Source organism: Streptomyces liliiviolaceus (assembly GCF_018070025.1).
Lineage (GTDB): Bacteria > Actinomycetota > Actinomycetes > Streptomycetales > Streptomycetaceae > Streptomyces > Streptomyces liliiviolaceus.
Genome location: NZ_JAGPYQ010000002.1, coordinates 623,365 through 642,986 on the forward strand (window position 1 = coordinate 623,365; position 19,622 = coordinate 642,986).

Below are 19,622 nucleotides of genomic sequence, written 5' to 3' on the forward strand. Positions count from 1 at the left end.
GATAGGCTGAGGGCCAGACGTTGCCGGGGGCAGTGCGCGGCGCCGTACGCAAGGAGGATCGGGAACTGATGGCAGGCAACTCGGACCCGCTGTCACCGCGGGCCAAGCTCGCCGTGACAGCGGGCAAAGCGGTCGCGGCGGCATCACGTGCCGCAGGCCGTGGCAGCGGATCGGTGATCGGCGGCCGGGTCGCGCTCAAACTCGACCCCGACCTGCTGGCGAGGCTCGCTCAGCACCTGGACGTCATCCTGGTGTCGGCCACGAACGGCAAGACCACCACGACGCGGCTGATCGCCGAGGCGCTGCGGGCGGCGGGCCCCGTCGTCTCGAACGCGCTGGGCGCGAACATGCCCGCGGGCATCACCTCGGCGCTGGCAGGCGGTTCCGATTCCCGGTTCGCCGTCATCGAGGTCGACGAGAAGTATCTGTCCGGGGTGGCACGGGACACGGATCCCAAGTGCATCGCCCTGCTCAACCTCTCGCGCGACCAGCTCGACCGCGCGGCCGAGACCCGCATGATGGCCGAGCACTGGCGCGAGGGCCTGGCCGGCTCCAAGGCGGTCGTGGTCGCCAACGCCGACGACCCGCTGGTCGTCTGGGCCGCGTCCTCCTCGCCGAACGTGGTGTGGGTGGCCGCCGGTCAGATGTGGAAGGACGACGCCTGGTCCTGCCCGTCGTGCGGCGGTGTGATGCAGCGCCCCGGCGACGACTGGTTCTGCGGCGACTGCGGTTTCCGCCGTCCCACGCCCAGCTGGGCGCTCTCCGGGGACCACGTCCTGGACCCGCACGGTTCGGCCTGGCCGATCCACCTCCAGCTGCCGGGCCGCGCCAACAAGGCGAACGCCGCCTCGTCGGCCGCCGTCGCCGCCGTCTTCGGCGTCCCGCCGCAGGTCGCCCTGGAGCGCATGTACCAGGTACAGGCCGTGGCCGGACGCTACGACGTCGTGCAGTTCATGCAGCGCGACCTGCGCCTGCTGCTCGCCAAGAACCCGGCGGGCTGGCTGGAGACGTTCTCCCTGATCGACCCGCCGCCGACCCCGGTGATCCTGTCGGTGAACGCGCGCGGCGCCGACGGCACCGACACCTCCTGGCTGTGGGACGTCGACTACACCCGGCTCACCGGTCACCCGATCTTCGTGCTGGGCGACCGCAAGCTGGACCTCGCCGTTCGTCTGGAGGTCGCGAACCAGCAGTTCCAGGTCTGCGAGAACCTCGACCAGGCCGTGCAGCAGGCGCCGCCCGGCCGTATCGAGGTCATCGCGAACTACACCGCTTTCCAGGACCTGAGGCGTCGTGTCGGCAACTGAACCCCGGAGGACGAAGAGAATGAGTGACAACAGCCTTCGGCTGGTGTGGATCTACCCGGACCTGCTGAGCACGTACGGCGACCAGGGCAACGCGCTCGTCGTGGAGCGCCGGGCGCGCCAGCGCGGTCTGGACGTGGCCCGTCTCGACGTACGCAGCGACCAGCCGATCCCCACCTCGGGCGACATCTACCTCATCGGTGGCGGCGAGGACCGGCCGCAGCGCCTCGCGGCCGAGCGGCTGCGCCGCGACGGCGGTCTGCACCGCGCGGTCGGCAACGGCGCGATCGTGTTCTCGGTGTGCGCGGGCTACCAGATCCTCGGCCACGAGTTCATCAACGACCTGGGCCAGCGCGAGCCGGGCCTCGGGCTGCTCGACGTGCACTCCACCCGCGGCGAGGGCGAGCGGTGCGTCGGCGACGTGCTGGGCGACATCGACGCGCGCCTCGGACTGCCGCCGCTGACCGGCTTCGAGAACCACCAGGGCATCACGCACCTGGGCCCCACCGCCCGCCCCTTCGCGAACGTGCGGCTGGGCAAGGGCAACGGCACGGGCGACGGCACGGAGGGCGCGTACAACGACACGGTCTTCGGGACGTACATGCACGGGCCCGTGCTGGCCCGTAACCCGCTGATCGCGGATCTGCTGCTCAAGCTGGCGCTCGATGTGAACGCGCTGCCGCCGATCGACGACCGGTGGTACGAGGCACTGCGGAACGAGCGCATCCAGGCTGCTCAGCAGCCTGCCTGAGCCCGCCGGGACAGCCCATCCGGTGACGTGCCCGCACAGGTGAGCGGGCACGTCCAGCAGGCGGACGCACAGTGCGGAGCCGCCCCCTGCCGCCGGTAGGGTGGCGGCGTCCTGCCGGACAGCGTGGTCCGGTTCCCGGTCCACGTTGAGAAGGTATTCCGGACTATGCGCATTGGTGTCCTCACGTCCGGTGGCGACTGCCCCGGTCTGAACGCCGTCATCCGGTCCGTCGTACACCGTGCCGTCGTCGACCACGGCGACGAGGTCATCGGCTTCCGGGACGGCTGGAAGGGCCTCCTCGAAGGCGACTACCTCAAGCTCGACCTCGACGCGGTGAGCGGCATCCTGGCTCGCGGCGGCACGATCCTCGGCTCCTCCCGGGTCCAGCCCGCGCATCTGCGCGACGGGGTGGAGCGGGCCCGGGGCCATGTCGAGGAGCTGGGGCTCGACGCGATCATCCCGATCGGCGGCGAGGGCACGCTCAAGGCCGCCCGCCTCCTGTCGGACAGCGGACTGCCGATCGTCGGCGTGCCGAAGACCATCGACAACGACATCGCCGTCACGGACGTCACCTTCGGGTTCGACACGGCCGTGGGGGTCGCGACCGAGGCCCTGGACCGGCTGAAGACCACCGCCGAGTCCCATCAGCGCGTCCTGATCGTCGAGGTCATGGGCCGCAACACCGGCTGGATCGCGCTGCACTCCGGCATGGCCGCGGGCGCCCACGCGATCGTCGTGCCGGAACGTCCCTTCGACATCGCGGAGTTGGCCGCGAAGGTCGGCGAACGCTTCTCCGCGGGCAAGAAGTTCGCCATCGTCGTCGCCGCGGAGGGCGCGAAGCCCCGCGAGGGCACGATGACCTACGACGAGGGCCGCAAGGACGTCTACGGGCACGAGCGGTTCGCGGGCATCGCCCGGCAGCTCTCCATCGAGCTGGAGGAGCGCCTCGGCAAGGAGGCCCGGCCGGTGATCCTCGGGCACGTCCAGCGCGGGGGGACGCCGACCGCGTACGACCGCGTGCTCGCCACGCGGTTCGGGTGGCATGCGGTGGAGGCCGTGCACCGGGGTGAGTTCGGGCACATGACCGCGCTGCGGGGGACCGACATCGTGATGGTGTCGCTCGCGGAGGCGGTCGAGACGCTGAAGACCGTGCCGGATTCGCGGTACGCGGAAGCGGAGACCGTGCTCTGACGCGCGGCCGGGAGAGCTGCGGGGGTTCGTAGGCCGCGGGTTCGTCGTGGCTGAGCCCGCAGTTCCCCGCGCCCCTGAAAACGAACCCGCCCCCGGTCGTGGGCCCGACCGGGGGCGGTTCTAGTCTGTGGGGACAGACAGCGCGCAACCCGTACGAAACAGGAGCCGGCGGATGGATCACAGCGGGCACGGCACATCCATGGATCTGCCGCCGTTCACGCTGGGGCGGGGGCTCGAATGGTCCCCGGACCCGTTCTTCCTCGTCGCCTGCCTGGTGGGGCTCGCCCTGTACGGGTGGGGTGTGGCGCGGCTGGTGCGGCGCGGTGACGCGTGGCCGGTCGGGCGGACCGTGGCGTTCGTCGTGGGCGTCCTGACCGTCCTGCTCGTCCTGTGCACCGGGCTGAACGACTACGGCATGGTCATGTTCAGCGTGCACATGGTGCAGCACATGGTGATCAGCATGCTGTCGCCGATCCTGATCCTGCTCGGCGCGCCGATCACCCTGGCACTGCGCGCGCTGCCGACCGCGGGACGCGGCCGCAAGGGGCCGCGCGAGCTGCTCCTGATGCTGCTGCACAGCAGGTTCATGCGGGTCGTCACGCATCCCGCGTTCACGATCCCGCTCTTCATCGCCAGCCTCTACGCGCTGTACTTCTCGCCGATCTTCGACTTCCTGATGGACTCGAAGACCGGGCACATCGCGATGATGTGCCACTTCCTCGCCGTCGGCCTGGTGTTCTTCTGGCCGATCATGGGCGTCGACCCCGGCCCGCACCGGCCCGGTTATCTGATGCGGATGCTGGAGCTGTTCGCCGGTATGCCGTTCCACGCGTTCTTCGGGATCGCGTTGATGATGGCGTCCGAGCCGATGGTCGAGACGTACAAGAACCCGGCGGCCTCGCTGGGCATCGACGCGCTCTCCGACCAGACCGCGGCGGGCGGCATCGCCTGGGCGTTCAGCGAGATCCCCTCCGTGCTCGTGCTGCTGGCCCTGCTCTTCCAGTGGTACCGCTCCGACCAGCGGCAGGCGCGGCGTTCGGACCGGGCCGCGGACCGTGACGGCGACAAGGAACTTGAGGCGTACAACGCCTATCTGGCCTCACTCGACGCACGCAGTCACTGAGTTTATTCCCACCTCTTTCTGCCTTTCGGCCACTTCGCGCACTCTGCTGATTTCCCTTGACTGAAAGGCTTTTCCATTCAGTAGCATGGCGCGTGACACCCTGCTTCCGTTCTGCAGGGTTCGGGGGAACCGCCGCCGGGGGGAGCGGTCATGACAATTCACGCATGCGTGCTGAGGACCGGGAAAACGGTCGTCCGAAGGCTCGCCGTGCTGCTCGTCGCTGCGCTGATCCTCAGCGGATGCACCGAACAGCGTCTGTTCGCGGTGCGGGCGGTCGCAGCCGGAATACCGTCACTCGCACCTTTCTTCGAAGAGGACGGCTCGCTGGGCAAGGACCGCAAGGGGCTGGCGCCCCAGGAGGCGCACAGCGGTCTGCAGCAGGGCAACACCCCCGGTCTGTACGGGGGCACACGCGACCAGCAGGTCTGTGACATCGAGCGGCTCAAGGATTTCCTCACCGATCCCGAGAATCGACAAAAAGCCCGGGAATGGGCGCGGATCGTGGGTATTACGCCTGATCGGATCGAGGAGTACCTCGACGACCTCACACCGGTCCTGCTGCGTCACGACACCCTCGTGAAGAACCATGACTACAAGAAAGGCAAAGCGGTCCCCTACGACTCGCTTCTTGAGGCGGGGGTGGCTGTTCTGGTGAACGACCAGGGACTTCCCGCCGTGAAGTGCTCCTGCGGAAATCCACTGAAGTCCTTCGACAAGGATCCGGAGAAGATCTCGGTCAAGTTCGAGGACGGCAACAAGAAGTGGGCGGGCTACGAGAAGTCCGCCGTGGTGACCGTCAAGCCCGCGCCGCAGCCGCTGAAGCGGATCGCGCTCCTCGACGTGGACGACCCCGACACGGCCATCGAGCGGCCCGTCGGCACCTCCGGTGAGCAGGACAGCACCTTCGACGCGACGCGGGAGCACGAGGTGCCGGCCGTGGTGGGCATGACCTTCGACCGGGCCGGGCAGGAGCTGGCCCGGCTGGGCCTGGCCGTGGCGTACGAGGGGGACGAGCTGCCGCCGGGTGACGCGGCGGTGACCGGTTCGACGCCCGGAGCCGGGACGCCGCTGGCGTTCGGGGAGGCCGTGACGCTGAGCGTGGACGCGGACTCGGACGAGCCGAAGTCTCCTTCGGACGGACCCAGGTCGCCGTCGGACAGGTCGACCTCGCCATCGGACAAGGGCACCGGGTCGGCTCCGGGCAAGGGGACCCCGTCGGGCAAGGAGTCCGAGCCCGGTGGCGGGACGTCGGCGGGCACGGGTTCGACGACGCCCGGTGGCGGGACGGCGTCCTCGCCCGCCGGCACCACCCCCACCGTCACCGAGTCCACGCCGGTCGAGGAGCCACCGCCGCCACCGGCCTCCTCGACCTCCGCCCCGACCGTGACCAGTACGCCGCCCACGGCCGACCCCACGTCCGCCGACCCCACGTCCGCGGACCCTCCGTCCACCGGCCCCACCTCGATGGAGCCCACGCTCAGCGAACCGGCGAGCGAGCCGGTGGCGAGCGGACCCGCCCCGTCCGGCGGGTCGGGCACCGGCGAGGCGGACCAGGGCCCGGCGTAGGCCCACCAGGAGCAGAACCCCGGGAGTGACCGGATGGCATCAGGATCACCGCAGTCGGGAGTCGGCCGGGTCATCGCCGGCCGCTACCTCCTGCTGAACCGGCTGGGCAGTGGCGGCATGGGCCATGTCTGGCTCGCGTACGACCAGCGGCTGGCCTGCGAGGTCGCGCTCAAGGAGATCGTGTTCCGCGACCCGGGCGAGGCGGACCACGACCGCTCGGCCCGGGTGGCCCGGGCCCGTGCCGAGGCCCGGCACGCGGCGGGGCTGCGCGGCCACCCGCACGTCGTGACCGTGCACGACGTCCTGGAGCACGAGGGCCTGCCCTGGATCGTGATGGAGTACGTGGCCGGGGCGCTGGATCTGAGCGCCCTGGTCGCCCAGCGCGGGGCCGTGGCCCCCGCCGAGTGCGCGCGCATCGGGCTCGCCGTGCTGGACGCGCTGACGGCCGGGCACGAGCGCGGGGTCATGCACCGGGACGTGAAGCCCGCCAACATCCTCCTGGCCCCGGACCGCACCGGATCGCCGTACGCCCGTGTCCTACTCACCGACTACGGCATCTCCGTGCAGCCCGACGGCGACGAGACCCGGTACACGCTGACCTCCGCGCTGGTGGGCACCGCCGGCTATCTGGCACCCGAGCGGGCCCAGGGCGGGCCGCCCACCGCGGCCGCGGACCTGTTCTCGCTGGGCTGCACGCTCTACTACGCCGTCGAGGGGTACGGGCCCTTCGACCGTGAGTCGGGGCTGGCGGCGCTGACCGCCGTCGTCCTGGAGGAGCCGCGGCCCGTGCTCCACGCGGGCGCCCTGGAGCCGCTGCTGTCGGCGATGCTCACCAAGGACCCGGTCCGCCGGATCACCGCCGAGGAGACCGAGGCGGCGCTGTCCGCGATCCTGACGCCCCAGCCGCATCCCCGGACCCAGCTCGACCCCGGCTCGGAGCCTCCGTGGGCGGGCGGGATCACCCATACGGCCGCACCCCGCACTCCCCCGGCTCCCGAGCCCCCGCAGAGCCGCACGGGCGGCCCGCAGTGGTACGCGCCGTCCGCCGCGCAGCAGTCGTCCTCACTGCCTCCTCGCCAGGAGGTCCCCCACGCCTGGCCCTCGGGGCAGGTTCCGGGCCCGTGGTCCGGCGGGCAGGGCTTCGGCCCTCCCCCGGCGGCCCCCGGGCGGCGCCGCCGGCCGCGCAACCGCGTCCGGACGGCCGTACTGGCGACCGCGCTGGGGCTGGCCCTCGCGGGCGGCGGGGCCTGGTACGCCATGGCGAACCTGCCGGGGGACGGTGACGCCAAGCCGTACGGGGACGCCGTCGGGCTGTCCGAGCCGCTCGTCGACGGGAACTGCGTCGCGACGCGGTGGACCGGCGCCCCCTTCGTCGGGGACCCGGAACTGCGGGTCGTGAAGTGCCTCAGCGAGGAGACGTACGGGCAGGTGATGGCCGTGTTCGAGGTGGCGTCCGCCCAGGACGCCCGCTCGGCCGGCGCCACCCGGTGCGAGCAGCGCACCGAGGAGACCCGCAAGAAGCTCGCGGACGTCCGCTCGTACGCCGCCGTGCCGACCTCCGACGGTTTCGAGGCCGCCGACCACCGTGTGGCCTGTCTGGTGCTCGACGCGCGCGGCAAGCCGCTGTTCGGGCCGATCGGGAACCGCCGCCCCGCCGGAATGCGGTTCCGCGACACGGCCACCATGCAGAAGCGGGACTGCCTGAACCGGATCAACGACAACGTGGCCAAACTCGTCTCGTGCCAGGGCCCGCACAAGGAGCAGGTGCTCGATTTCCACCGCATGAGCCCGGACACGACCCTCGACCAGGCCAGGCGGCAGGCCACCACGGTCTGCCAGGAGGAGGTGCCGCCCAACGACTACGGCTACGACCCGAACGTCTATACGGGCTCGTCCTGGGTGGGCAACAGCGCCTGGACCTCCGGCACTCATTTCGTCGTCTGCACTGCAATTCGCAGGGACGGGGGCACCATGGAGAAGGACGAACCATGAGGAGGGTGTTGCGATGCCCGGTTCCACGAAGACCATGGGAGTGCTCACCGTCGGCGGTCTGGTGATGGTCACCGCCTACACGGTGGCGCTCGGCAGCAGCGGCTGGCTGTGGTTCGGCTGGGTGGTGCTCGGCCTGATCACCCTGGCGATGGTGGCCTCCCGGCCCACCTGAGGTACCGCGCGACCGGTTCCCCGGGAGGCCCCTCGGCTGACTCCCGGGGGATTCGTCCGCGCGGGATCGGGTCGGGAACGGCTCATTCGCGGGTGAGCGGCCCCGCCGAGTGCACGCCCGGCTGGTACTTCGGCAACCGGGCGGTGATCTTCATGCCCGCGCCCGGGGCGGTCTCGATGACGAGGCCGTAGTCGTCCCCGTAGACCTGCCGCAGCCGGTCGTCGACGTTCGACAGACCGATGCCGTCCGAGGGGTCGGTCTCCCCCGCCAGGATGCGGCGCAGCCGGCCGGGGTCCATGCCCGGGCCGTCGTCCTCGATGACGACGAGCGCCTCGGCGCCGGCGTCCTGAGCGGTGATGCTGATACGGCTCTTGTCGACCTTGACCGTGCCGCCCTCCAGACCGTGCTTCACGGCGTTCTCGACGAGCGGCTGCAGACAGAGGAAGGGCAGGGTCACCGGCAGCACCTCGGGCGCGATCTGCAGGGTCACGGAGAGCCGGTCGCCGAAGCGGGCCCGTACCAGTGCCAAGTAGTGGTCGATGGCGTGGAGTTCGTCGGCGAGGGTGGTGAAGTCGCCGTGCCTGCGGAACGAGTAGCGGGTGAAGTCGGCGAATTCCAGGAGCAGTTCGCGGGCCCGCTCGGGGTCGGTGCGGACGAACGAGGCGATCACCGCGAGCGAGTTGAAGATGAAGTGCGGGGATATCTGGGCCCGCAGCGCCTTGATCTCGGCCTCGATCAGCCGGGTGCGGGACTGGTCGAGGTCGGCGAGTTCCAGCTGGACCGACACCCAGCGGGCGACCTCCCCGGTGGCCCGTACGAGCACGGCGGACTCGCGGGGCGCGCAGGCGACGAGCGCCCCGTACACCCGGTCGTCGACGGTGAGCGGGGCGACGACGGCCCAGCGCAGCGGGCAGTAGGGCTCGTCGCAGACGAGTCGGAAGGCCTCCCCGCGGCCGGTCTCCAGGGGGCCGCCGATCCGTTCCATGATCTGTTCCCGGTGGTGCTCGCCGGCGCCCTCCCAGGCCAGCACGGTCTCCTGGTCGGTGAGGCAGAGCGCGTCGGTGCCGAGCAGGGTGCGCAGCCGTCGCGCGGACTTGCGGGCCGTCTCCCCCGTGAGGCCCGCGCGCAGCGGGGGCGCGGCGAGCGACGCGGTGTGCAGGGTCTCGAAGGTGGCGTGCTCGACGGGGGTGCCGAGGCCGCCGGGGCTCGGCGAGTGCGCGGTGCGCCGGCCGAACCAGAAGCCGGCCGCGAGCAGCGGCAGCACGGCCACGCAGAGTCCCGCCAGGAATCCGCTCACGCCTTGATCTCCTTGCTCCCCTTGGTCCCCTTGGTGTCCGTGCTCCCCTTGATCTCCGTGCTCCCCTTGATCTCCGTGCTCCCCTTGGTCTCGGGGCGTACCTGTCCCCCGGCGAGTTCCTCCGGGAGATGGAAGCGGGCGAGGATGGCCGCGGTCCCGGCCGGTACGCGCCGGTGCGTCGCCAGCGACACCAGCACCATGGTGAGGAAGCCCAGCGGCACCGACCACAGCGCGGGCCAGGCGAGCAGCGCGTGCAGCGAGCCCGTCCCGGGGAAGCCGGCCATGGTGGCCGCGACCGCGAGGAGCGCCGAGCCGCCGCCGACGAGCATCCCGGCCGCCGCACCGGGCGGGGTGAGCCGGTGCCACCAGATGCCGAGGACGAGCAGCGGGCAGAACGACGAGGCGGACACCGCGAAGGCGAGCCCCACGGCGTCGGCGACCGGCAGTCCGCCCACGAGCATGCTCGCCGCGAGCGGCACGATCATGGACAGGACCGTGCCGAGGCGGAAGTGCCGTACGCCGCGGGAGGGCAGCACGTCCTGGGTGAGCACGCCCGCCACGGCCATGGTCAGCCCCGAGGCGGTGGACAGGAACGCGGCGAAGGCCCCGCCGGCCACCAGCGCGCCGAGCAGGTCCCCGCCGAGCCCGCCGACGACCCGGTCGGGCAGCAGCAGCACGGCGGCATCCGCGTCCCCGGTGAGGGTCAGCTCGGGGGCGTACAGGCGGCCCAGGGCGCCGTAGAGGGGCGGCAGCAGGTAGAAGAAGCCGATCAGGCCGAGCACGGCGACGGTCGTGCGGCGGGCGGCCACGCCGTGCGGGCTGGTGTAGAAGCGCACGACGACGTGCGGCAGCCCCATGGTGCCGAGGAAGGTGGCGAGGATCAGCCCGTACGTGGCGTACAGCGGCCGTTCCTCGCGGCCCGCGGCGAGCGAGGTGGACATGCCGCCGTTGTCGCCGCGGTCGGCGACGGGCACGGGGTCGCCCTTGCTGAAGGACAGCCGGGTGCCCCGCTCGATGCGGTGGACGCCCGCGGGCAGCCTGACCTGCCGCTCCTCGTACCGCACGCCGTCGACCGTGCCGTCCGCGGTGACGGTCAGCGGCCCGGCGAGCTTCAGGTCGAGTCCGGCGTCGATGCGTACGACCCGGTGTTCGCGGAACGTCGCCGGTTCGTCGAAGGCGTGGCGCGGCGCCCCGTCGTCCTGCCAGGCGAGGACGAGGAAGAGCGCGGGGACGAGCAGGGCGGTGAGCTTGAGCCAGTACTGGAAGGCCTGGACGAAGGTGATGCTGCGCATACCGCCCGCGGCGACGGTCGCCACCACGACGACCGCGACGATGACACCGCCGAGGGACTTGGACGCCCCGGTGAGCACGTTCAGGGTCAGTCCCGCGCCCTGGAGCTGGGGCAGCAGGTACAGCCAGCCGACCCCGACGACGAAGGCTCCGGCCAGCCGCCGCATGGCCTGCGAGGCGAGCCGCGCCTCGGCGAAGTCCGGCAGGGTGTACGCGCCGGAGCGGCGCAGCGGGGCCGCGACGAAGATCAGCAGGACGAGGTAGCCGGCGGTGTAGCCGACCGGGTACCAGAGCATGTCCGGGCCCTGCACGAGGACGAGGCCCGCGATGCCGAGGAAGGAGGCGGCGGAGAGGTACTCGCCGCTGATGGCGGCCGCGTTCAGCCGGGGGCCGACCGTGCGCGAGGCCACGTAGAAGTCGGAGGTGGTGCGGGATATGCGCAGGCCGAAGGCGCCGACGAAGACGGTCGCGACGACCACCAGGGCGACCGCCGGAACGGCGTAGTTCTCGTTCACGTGCTCAGCGGTCCTCCACGAGACGGACGAAGTCCTTCTCGTTGCGGTCGGCGCGGCGCACGTACCACCCGGCGAGCAGCACCAGCGGCGGGTAGACACAGAAGCCGAGCACGAACCATTCGAGGCTCGAACTGTCCCCCAGCACGGTGAACACCAGCGGCAGCGGGCCCACGAGGAGGATGAGCACGGCGAAGACGGTGAGCGCGGCCCGCAGCTGGCTGCGCATCAGGGAGCGGACGTAGGTGTGGCCGAGCGTGGTCTGCTCGTCGATCTCGGTCCGCGGCCGGGAACGGCTCAGCGGGCGCGTACGACGCGGCGGGCCGGTGACGACGACCCGGCGGTCGGTGGAAACCCGGCGGTCGGCGGGCACGCGCCGGTCGGTGGGGTCGTGGGGCAACTCCGCCTCCTCAGCTCGCGGTCCGGCGCATCAGCAGGTCCCGCAGTTCCCGTGCGTGGCGGCGGCTGACCTGGAGTTCGACCGAATCGACCAGGACGCTCACCGTACCCGCGTCCAGACGGAGTTCGCTGATGTGACCGAGAGCGACGAGATGGCGGCGGTGGATGCGGACGAAACCGCGCGAGCGCCAGCGCTCCTCCAGGGTGGACAGCGGGATGCGCACGAGGTGGCTGCCCTGGTCGGTGTGCAGCCGCGCGTAGTCCCCGTGGGCCTCGACATGGGTGATGTCCTCGACGGCGACGAACCGGGTGACCCCGCCCAGCTCGACGGATATGTGGTCCGGGTCGGGCTCGTGCACGGGGATCAGCGGGGCGGCGTCCCTCTGCTCGACGGCCCGGCGCACGGCCTCGGCGAGGCGCTCCCTGCGGACCGGCTTCAGGACGTAGTCGACGGCCTTGAGGTCGAAGGCCTGGACGGCGAACCCCTCGTGGGCGGTGACGAACACGACGAGCGGCGGCTTGGCGAACCCGGCGAGCAGCCGGGCCATGTCGAGTCCGTCGAGGCCCGGCATATGGATGTCGAGGAAGACGACGTCGATGCCCTCGGCGCCGTCGGGACCGCTGTCCAGGGCCCGGTTGATGCGCCGCAGCGCCGCCGTGGCGTCGCTCGCGCCCTCGACGCTGCTCACCCGTGGATCGGCGTCCAGCAGATAGAGCAGCTCTTCGAGGGAGGGCGGTTCGTCGTCGACGGCGAGGGCGCGCAGCATGAACCCGGAGTGTAGGAGCAATCCGCGCGCCTGCACATGCGGCGGGCAAGGTCGTCGGCGCGGGAACCTCACCGGATCGTCCCTGGATACAGTGCCCGCATGAGACCCGTGTCCGCGCCTTTCGACGATCTCGACCGGAAGATCGTCACGGCTCTGATGGCGAACGCCCGCACGAGCTTCGCCGAGATCGGCGCGGCCATCGGGCTGTCCGCCACCGCGGTCAAGCGCCGGGCCGACCGGTTGCGCGAGACGGGTGTGATCACGGGCTTCACGGCGACGGTGAAGCCGGCGGCGCTGGGGTGGCGCACCGAGGCGTACGTGGAGGTGTACTGCGAGGGCGCGGCGCCGCCGCGGCGGCTCGCGGAGGTGGTGCGCAACCATCCGGAGATCACGGCCGCGATGACGGTGACCGGTGGGGCGGACGCGCTGCTGCATGTACGGGCGCGGGACGTGGAGCACTTCGAGGAGGTGCTGGAGCGGATCCGGGTGGAGCCGTTCATCCGCAAGACGGTCAGTTTCATGGTGCTGTCGCATCTGCTGCCGGAGAGCCCGGAGGCGGGGGCGAACCAGCCGGCTCCGGAGGCCTGAACCCGGCGTTCCTCCACCCGTTCGGGTGAATCACGCACTGATCGTGCGCCGAACGGCCACAAGACGCAGCATTTCTGCGGTAGCGCGCAATCCTCGATTCTTGTCGCGCCGCTCCCTCGTTTTCTACCGTTGAGGCATCCCACCCGACACCTCAGGAAAGCGGAGGAACCCCTCTGTGCCCATGAGTCGTGTGCCGCGCCCCAGGCGGTTTCTGGTCTGCGAACCCAGACACTTCGCCGTGCAGTACGCCATCAATCCCTGGATGCATGAGGACACACAGGTCGACGTCGATCTGGCCCGGGGCCAGTGGGCGGAGCTGATCTCCGCCTACCGCGCCCACGGTCACACCGTCGACAGCGTGGAGCCGGTCGCCGGTCTGCCCGACATGGTCTTCGCCGCGAACTCGGCGCTGGTCGTGGCCGGCCGGGTCTTCGGCTCGCTCTTCCACGCGCCGCAGCGCCGCCCGGAGTCGAGCGCGTACGAGACGTGGTTCAAGAGCGCGGGCTTCGACGTCCACCAGCCCGAGTCGGTGTGCGAGGGCGAGGGCGACCTGGTGTTCGCCGGCCGCCATCTGCTGGCCGGCACCGGGTTCCGTACGGCACGGTCCGCCCATCACGAGGTGCAGGAGTACTTCGGCGTCCCCACGGTCAGCCTCACGCTGGTGGACCCGCGCTTCTACCATCTCGACACCGCGCTGTTCGTGCTCGACGACGGCCCCGAGGCGAACATCGCGTACTACCCGGAGGCGTTCTCCGCGGGCAGCCGTGAAGTACTCCGTCTGCTGTTCCCGGACGCGGTGATCGCCACCCGTGAGGACGCGATGGTGTTCGGGCTGAACTCCGTCTCGGACGGCCGCCACGTCTTCATCGCGCCGCGCGCGGAGGCCCTGGCCGGCGAGCTCGACCGCCACGGCTACGTTCCCGTCCCCGTCGACCTGTCGGAGTTCCAGAAGGCCGGCGGCGGCATCAAGTGCTGCACACAGGAGATCCGCTCATGACTGTCGCGCCCAGCCGTTCCCTGCGCTCGTCCGCCGAGCTGATCCGCGCCGAGGAGCCGGTCCTCGCGCACAACTACCACCCGCTGCCCGTGGTCGTGGCCCGCGCCGAGGGTGCCTGGGTCGAGGACGTGGAGGGCCGCCGCTATCTCGACATGCTGGCCGGTTACTCGGCGCTCAACTTCGGGCACCGCCACCCGGCCCTGATCGAGGCCGCACACCGCCAGCTCGACCAGCTGACGCTGACCTCGCGCGCCTTCCACAACGACCGGCTGGCCGCGTTCGCCGAGTCGGTCGCCGCGCTGACCGGCCTGGACATGGTGCTGCCGATGAACACGGGCGCCGAGGCCGTGGAGAGCGCCGTCAAGGTCGCGCGCAAGTGGGCGTACGAGGTCAAGGGCGTCCCCGCCGACCGGGCGACGATCGTCGTGGCCGCCGACAACTTCCACGGACGTACGACGACCATCGTCAGCTTCTCCACCGACGAGAGCGCCCGCGCCGGGTTCGGCCCGTTCACACCGGGGTTCCGGGTGGTCCCGTACAACGATCTCGCGGCGCTCGAAGCGGCGATCGACGAGACGACCGCGGCCGTGCTGATCGAGCCCATCCAGGGCGAGGCGGGGGTCGTGATCCCGGACGACGGCTATCTGCGGGGTGTGCGCGAGCTGACCGCGCGGACGGGGTGCCTCTTCATCGCCGACGAGATCCAGTCGGGCCTCGGCCGTACGGGCCGCACGCTGGCCGTCGAGCACGAGGACGTCGTCCCGGACGTGGTGCTGCTCGGCAAGGCGCTCGGCGGCGGCATCGTGCCGGTCTCCGCGGTGGTCGCGCGGCGCGAGGTGCTCCAGGTGCTGCGGCCGGGCGAGCACGGCTCGACGTTCGGCGGCAACCCGCTGGCCGCGGCGGTCGGCTCCGCCGTGGTGGAACTGCTGGAGACGGGCGAGTTCCAGCGCCGCGCGCAGGAGGCGGGCGTGCTGCTGCGGGACGGCCTGTCGGCCCTCGTGGGCAAGGGGGTCCGCGGGTTCCGGGCGCGCGGGCTGTGGGCGGGCGTGGACATCGACCCCGCCATCGGCACGGGCCGTGAGATCAGCGAGTCGCTGATGCGCGAGGGGATTCTGGTGAAGGACACCCACGGCTCCACGATCCGGCTGGCCCCGCCCCTGACGATCACGAACGAGGACCTGCGCATGGCGCTGAGCACCCTGGAAACAGTCCTGCGCACCGGCTCGCTCTAGGGTCACGGGGAACGGCGCAGTCCTTGCGCTTTTAGGGGCGCGGGGAACGGCGCAGTCTTTTCGCCCTTAGGGGCGCGGGGAACGGCGCGACAAGCCCCCACCGGCCCGCACCCGACGCACGACCACCGCACCCCGCCCAGGGATGGCGTACCGCGGGTCGTATGTCACGTGCGGCCCGGTGGGGGCCGTCCGCGCAGTTCCCCGCGCCCCTGAAGAGGCGCGGGCGCGCCGACGGGTGGTGCGCCCCGGGGACACCGGTCCCGCATGAGTCCGATCAGGGGCGGTTACAGAGGGCCAGGCCTGCACCTACACTGGCGTCCCGCAGCACACCTGTTTGACCAGCCAGGACCTGTCCGGTCGATCCGGCGACGCGAGGAGCGACCCGTTGTTCTACTACGTTCTCAAGTACGTGATCCTGGGACCGCTGTTGCGGCTGGTCTTCCGGCCCCGGATCGAGGGGCTGGAGCACGTACCGGCGACGGGAGCGGCCATCGTCGCGGGCAATCACCTGTCGTTCTCGGACCACTTCCTGATGCCGGCGATCCTCAAGCGCCGCATCACGTTCCTCGCCAAGGCCGAGTACTTCACGGGCCCCGGCATCAAGGGCCGGCTGACGGCGTTCTTCTTCCGCAGCGCCGGGCAGATCCCGGTGGACCGCTCCGGCAAGGAGGCGGGCAAGGCGGCGATCCGTGAAGGACTCGGCGTCCTGAGCAAGGACGAACTGCTCGGCATCTACCCGGAGGGGACCCGCTCGCACGACGGCCGTCTCTACAAGGGCAAGGTGGGCGTCGCGGTGATGGCGCTCAGGGCCGAGGTCCCCGTCATCCCGTGCGCGATGATCGGCACCTTCGAGGCCCAGCCCCCCGGCCGCAAGATCCCCAAGATCCACCCGGTGGCGATCCGCTTCGGGGAACCCCTCGACTTCTCCCGCTACGCGGGCATGGAGAACGAGAAGGCGATCCTGCGCGCCATCACCGACGAGATCATGTACGCGATCCTGACGCTCTCCGAGCAGGAGTACGTGGACCGTTACGCGGCCGAGGTGAAGGCGGAGGAAGCCGCCGAGAAGGCGAAGTCCCGCAAGTTCCCGCGCCTGCCGCAGCGTTGACGCCTGAGGCTCAGGACATGGGAGGGGGGCGGCCGTCGGACGGCCGCCCCCCTCTTTCTGTCGTTACCGGCTGTCGTTGCCGGCCGCTACGGCTTGGGCGTGGCGTGCGGGGTGCACGTCACGTCGGCCGCGCCGACCTTGCCGGTGAGCAGGTAGGTGTCCACCTTCTCGTTGATGCACGGGTTGACCAGCCCCGTCACGCCGTGCGAGCCCGCGTCCTTCTCGGTGATGAGACGGGAGCCCTTGAACCGCTTGTGCAGTTCGACGGCGCCTTCGTACGGGGTGGCGGCGTCACGCGTGGACTGCACGATCAGGACGGGCGGCAGGCCCTTGCCGGTCTTCACGGTCGGCGGGGTCTGCTGCTTGGCGGGCCAGGTGGCGCACGGCAGGTTCAGCCAGGCGTTGGCCCAGGTCATGAACGGGTAGTTCTTGTGCAGCTTGCTGTTGTCGCGGTCCCACTTCTTCCAGCTGGTGGGCCACTTGGCGTCGGTGCACTCGACGGCCGTGTAGACGGCGTTGCCGTTCTCCGAGGCGATGTTGCCCGCGGTGTCGGTCAGGTCGGGCGCGGCGGCGTCGACGAGCGCCTGGGTGTCACCGGCGACGTACTTGCTGAAGACGGTGGCGACCGGCACCCACGACGAGTCGTAGTAGGGCGCGCTCTGGAAGAAGCCGATGAGCTCGGCCGGGCCGACGACCCCGCCGATGGGGTTCTTCTTGGCAGTGGCACGCAGTTTCAGCCACTGGTCCTGGACCTTGGCACGCGTGTCGCCGAGGTGGAAGGAGGCGTCGTTCTTGGCGACCCAGTCCTGCCAGTCCTTCCAGCGCATCTCGAAGGCGACGTCCTGGTCGAGGTTGGCCTCGTACCAGATCTTCTCGCGCGACGGGTTGACGACGCTGTCCGCGATCATGCGGCGTACGTGGTCCGGGTAGAGCGTGCCGTAGACGGCGGCGATGTACGTGCCGTACGAGACGCCGAGGAAGTTGAGCTTCTTCTCGCCGAGCGCGGCCCGGATGACGTCGAGGTCACGGACGGTGTTCGGGGTCGTCATCTGCGGCAGCATCTCGCCGCTGCGCTCGGCGCAGCCGTCCGCGTACTCGGCGGCGAGCTTGCGCTGGACGCGCTTGTCGGCCTCGGAGTCCGGCACCGGATCCATCTTGGGCGCCTTCACGAACTCCTGCGGGTCGATGCAGGAGATGGGCGCCGAGTGGCCGACACCGCGCGGGTCGAAGCCCACGAAGTCGTACGCCTTCGAGGTGTTGACCCACAGCGGGTTCTTGTTGGTGACCCGGGTCGGGAAGCGCAGTCCGGAGCCGCCGGGGCCGCCCGGGTTGTAGACGAGGGCGCCCTGGCGCTCCGCCTTGGTGCCGGTGTTGCCGATGCGGTCGACGGCGAGCTTGATCTTCTTGCCGTCGGGCTTCGCGTAGTCGAGCGGCACAGTGACCCAGCCGCACTGGATGGGCTTCGCGATCCCCCAGTCCGCCGGACAGTCCTGCCAGTCGATGCCGGCCTTGGCCGCCCGGGCGGCGGCGATCTCGGCGCCGCGGGTCTGGCTGACGTGACTGTTCCGACCGTGGCGGGATTCCGCGTTGGCCGTCGGAGCCGCGACGGCACCGGCTATGAGTGTCGCGGTGACGAGCGCTCCGGCCGAGCCGAACGCCGTCACCTTTCTCATACCTCTCAAGAGAGTTCTCCCCCTACTGTCGTCGTGGTCAGTACGGGGGATCCTTTCGGCTGTGAGGCACCTGAGAACAGGGGCGAAGTGTCTTTTTTGCCAATCCGATAACCGGAACATCGTTGTCCGTTGAGCGGTGACGCTCGTTTCACGGAGGCTTCAGCCCAGCAGACGCAAGGCCTCGTCGAGGGTGCGGCGCAGCTGGAGCGCGTCGGCGGCGACGGCGGTCACGAGGGCGGCCGGCCCGGCGAGCGGGGTCAGCGCGGCGTACTCCCCCAGCAACCGCGCCTCGACCGGCCGGGTCGCGTACTCCGGCCGTACGACGAGGAGCTGGCCGAGCGCACGATGCCCACCGAGCACGGCGGGCCCGTCCCACCCACCGGGCGCCCCGGGCCCGCAGCAGAGCTCCTGGTCGAACAGCGGCCGTCCGCCGAGCAGGACGGTGAGCCGGCTGCTGAGCCGCCCGGGCCCCTCGCCGGCCCGCCCGAGCACCTGCTCCTCGCGCAGGGTGAGCCGCGCGCCGGCCGCGAGCTCGACCTGGGTGGCGAGGCGCAGATCGCTCCCCTCGGCGGAGATCAACTGCTCGGGCAGCCACCACAGTTCACCCCCGTCCGCCACTTTCAGGCGTACGTCGTAACGCGCCTCCCCCTTGGCCTGTCCCGGCAGCGCGATGGTGGCGGCGGCCGACCCGACGTGCAGGCGTGCCCCCTCGGCCACCTCGGCCGTCACGGTGAAGTGGTCACCGCCCAGCGGTCCGCTCATCGCGCCGACCAGCATGACGCGGGCCTCTGGACCGCTCGCCCGCGTCCGCCGCAGGGCGAGCGGGCCTCCGCTCTCCAGGGTGGGCAGCGCGGTGCCGCCCCGCCCGTCCGGCCGGGCACCGATCCGCGCAGCGGCCCGCACCCCGGACGCCCCCGAGGCCCCGGAGGCCCCGGATGTCACGCCGCCCACGCGGCGAGCTGCGCCCGCACCCAGGCGGCGACGTCCTTGACCCCGTCCTCGGTGCGCAACGACTGGAAGACGACGGGCAGTTCGGCCCGCTGGGCCTTCGCGTCGGCGGCCATCCGCCCGAGATCCGAGCCGACGTACGGGGCGAGATCGGTCTTGTTCACCACGAGCAGGTCGGCGGTGGTGACCCCGGGCCCGCCCTTGCGCGGGATGTCGTCCCCGCCCGCGACGTCGATCACGAAGATCTGCGCGTCGACGAGCCCCTTGGAGAAGGTCGCCGTCAGATTGTCGCCCCCCGACTCGACGAGGATCAGCTCCAGCGGCCCGACCTCGTCCTCCAGGTCCTCGACCGCTTCGAGGTTCGCGGAGATGTCGTCACGGATCGCCGTGTGCGGGCAGGCCCCGGTCTCGACGGCGGTGATCCGCTCGGGCGGCAGCACGGCCTCCCGCAACAGGAACTCGGCGTCCTCGCGCGTGTAAATGTCGTTGGTGACGACGGCCAACGACCACTCGTCGCGCAAGGCCCGGCACAGCGCGGCCACGGTGGCGGTCTTCCCGGACCCCACGGGCCCCCCGAGCCCGATCCGCAGAGCCCGCCGCCGCCCGTCGGCGCGATGAGCGTCGGCACTGACGGCGAGGGGCCCGTCGTGGGTGTGGTGCTGATCAAGATGCATGACTACGACTCCAACTCCATGTGTTGTCTTTCGGCCCG

At 71.1% G+C, this 19,622-nt stretch carries 18 protein-coding genes; 11 read left to right on the forward strand and 7 right to left on the reverse strand.

The window, feature by feature from the left end:
• Window positions 1-68 precede the first annotated feature (68 nt).
• The 7 genes from J8N05_RS38075 (at window position 69) to J8N05_RS38105 (ending at window position 8,099) form a co-directional block, all read left to right on the forward strand.
• Entirely contained in the window at window positions 69-1,307 is a 1,239-nt protein-coding gene (locus tag J8N05_RS38075) for a MurT ligase domain-containing protein (protein ID WP_107018927.1), read from the forward strand.
• Window positions 1,308-1,326: 19 nt separating this feature from the next.
• Window positions 1,327-2,055, forward strand: a complete 729-nt coding sequence (locus tag J8N05_RS38080; protein WP_210891340.1) for a type 1 glutamine amidotransferase — start codon at window positions 1,327-1,329, stop codon at window positions 2,053-2,055.
• A gap of 165 nt (window positions 2,056-2,220) precedes the next feature.
• Window positions 2,221-3,246 carry a 6-phosphofructokinase gene (locus tag J8N05_RS38085; RefSeq protein WP_107018804.1) on the forward strand — a complete coding sequence of 342 codons (1,026 nt, stop codon included), beginning with the start codon at window positions 2,221-2,223 and terminating at the stop codon, window positions 3,244-3,246.
• A gap of 172 nt (window positions 3,247-3,418) precedes the next feature.
• Window positions 3,419-4,369: a cytochrome c oxidase assembly protein gene (locus tag J8N05_RS38090; protein WP_210891342.1), complete on the forward strand. Its 951-nt coding sequence runs from the start codon at window positions 3,419-3,421 to the stop codon at window positions 4,367-4,369.
• Between the two features lie 150 nt (window positions 4,370-4,519).
• Entirely contained in the window at window positions 4,520-5,935 is a 1,416-nt protein-coding gene (locus tag J8N05_RS38095; protein ID WP_210891344.1) for a PASTA domain-containing protein, read from the forward strand.
• A 33-nt stretch (window positions 5,936-5,968) separates the two neighbouring features.
• On the forward strand, window positions 5,969-7,927 hold the full coding sequence (locus tag J8N05_RS38100; protein WP_210891346.1) for a serine/threonine-protein kinase: 1,959 nt from the start codon (window positions 5,969-5,971) through the stop codon (window positions 7,925-7,927).
• A 13-nt stretch (window positions 7,928-7,940) separates the two neighbouring features.
• Entirely contained in the window at window positions 7,941-8,099 is a 159-nt protein-coding gene (locus tag J8N05_RS38105) for a hypothetical protein (protein ID WP_107018800.1), read from the forward strand.
• 82 nt (window positions 8,100-8,181) lie between these two features.
• Here the strand turns inward: J8N05_RS38105 and J8N05_RS38110 are convergent, their stop codons facing one another.
• From J8N05_RS38110 to J8N05_RS38125, 4 genes are read right to left on the reverse strand one after another with little or no spacing between them, the layout of a single operon-like run.
• Complete coding sequence (locus tag J8N05_RS38110) at window positions 8,182-9,396, reverse strand: sensor histidine kinase (RefSeq protein ID WP_210891348.1); 1,215 nt, start codon at window positions 9,394-9,396, stop codon at window positions 8,182-8,184.
• Window positions 9,393-11,201 carry a sodium/solute symporter gene (locus J8N05_RS38115; protein WP_247706863.1) on the reverse strand — a complete coding sequence of 603 codons (1,809 nt, stop codon included), beginning with the start codon at window positions 11,199-11,201 and terminating at the stop codon, window positions 9,393-9,395. The genes J8N05_RS38110 and J8N05_RS38115 overlap by 4 nt, the downstream gene beginning before the upstream one ends.
• A gap of 4 nt (window positions 11,202-11,205) precedes the next feature.
• Window positions 11,206-11,598 carry a hypothetical protein gene (locus J8N05_RS38120; RefSeq protein WP_247706864.1) on the reverse strand — a complete coding sequence of 131 codons (393 nt, stop codon included), beginning with the start codon at window positions 11,596-11,598 and terminating at the stop codon, window positions 11,206-11,208.
• Window positions 11,599-11,608: 10 nt separating this feature from the next.
• On the reverse strand, window positions 11,609-12,364 hold the full coding sequence (locus J8N05_RS38125) for a LytR/AlgR family response regulator transcription factor (protein WP_210891350.1): 756 nt from the start codon (window positions 12,362-12,364) through the stop codon (window positions 11,609-11,611).
• A gap of 99 nt (window positions 12,365-12,463) precedes the next feature.
• Between J8N05_RS38125 and J8N05_RS38130 the strand changes: the two genes are divergently transcribed.
• The 4 genes from J8N05_RS38130 (at window position 12,464) to J8N05_RS38145 (ending at window position 16,289) form a co-directional block, all read left to right on the forward strand.
• Window positions 12,464-12,952, forward strand: coding sequence for an Lrp/AsnC family transcriptional regulator (locus J8N05_RS38130; protein WP_210891352.1), 489 nt, complete (start codon window positions 12,464-12,466; stop codon window positions 12,950-12,952).
• Window positions 12,953-13,127: 175 nt separating this feature from the next.
• A complete protein-coding gene (gene ddaH / locus J8N05_RS38135; protein ID WP_210891354.1) occupies window positions 13,128-13,949 on the forward strand; it encodes a dimethylargininase in 822 nt (273 codons plus the stop codon).
• Window positions 13,946-15,181, forward strand: a complete 1,236-nt coding sequence (rocD, locus tag J8N05_RS38140; protein ID WP_247706865.1) for an ornithine--oxo-acid transaminase — start codon at window positions 13,946-13,948, stop codon at window positions 15,179-15,181. The genes ddaH and rocD overlap by 4 nt, the downstream gene beginning before the upstream one ends.
• A 385-nt stretch (window positions 15,182-15,566) precedes the next feature.
• Window positions 15,567-16,289 carry a lysophospholipid acyltransferase family protein gene (locus tag J8N05_RS38145; RefSeq protein ID WP_210891356.1) on the forward strand — a complete coding sequence of 241 codons (723 nt, stop codon included), beginning with the start codon at window positions 15,567-15,569 and terminating at the stop codon, window positions 16,287-16,289.
• Window positions 16,290-16,375: 86 nt separating this feature from the next.
• Here the strand turns inward: J8N05_RS38145 and J8N05_RS38150 are convergent, their stop codons facing one another.
• The 3 genes from J8N05_RS38150 to ureG all read right to left on the reverse strand — a co-directional run bounded on the left by J8N05_RS38150 (window position 16,376) and on the right by ureG (window position 19,584).
• On the reverse strand, window positions 16,376-17,962 hold the full coding sequence (locus tag J8N05_RS38150; RefSeq protein WP_210891358.1) for an alpha/beta hydrolase: 1,587 nt from the start codon (window positions 17,960-17,962) through the stop codon (window positions 16,376-16,378).
• A 159-nt stretch (window positions 17,963-18,121) separates the two neighbouring features.
• Entirely contained in the window at window positions 18,122-18,904 is a 783-nt protein-coding gene (locus tag J8N05_RS38155; RefSeq protein ID WP_407699998.1) for an urease accessory protein UreD, read from the reverse strand.
• The gene (gene ureG / locus J8N05_RS38160) at window positions 18,901-19,584 is read right to left on the reverse strand and encodes an urease accessory protein UreG (RefSeq protein WP_210891362.1); all 684 of its coding nucleotides are present in this window, start codon (window positions 19,582-19,584) and stop codon (window positions 18,901-18,903) included. The genes J8N05_RS38155 and ureG overlap by 4 nt, the downstream gene beginning before the upstream one ends.
• Window positions 19,585-19,622 lie beyond the last annotated feature (38 nt).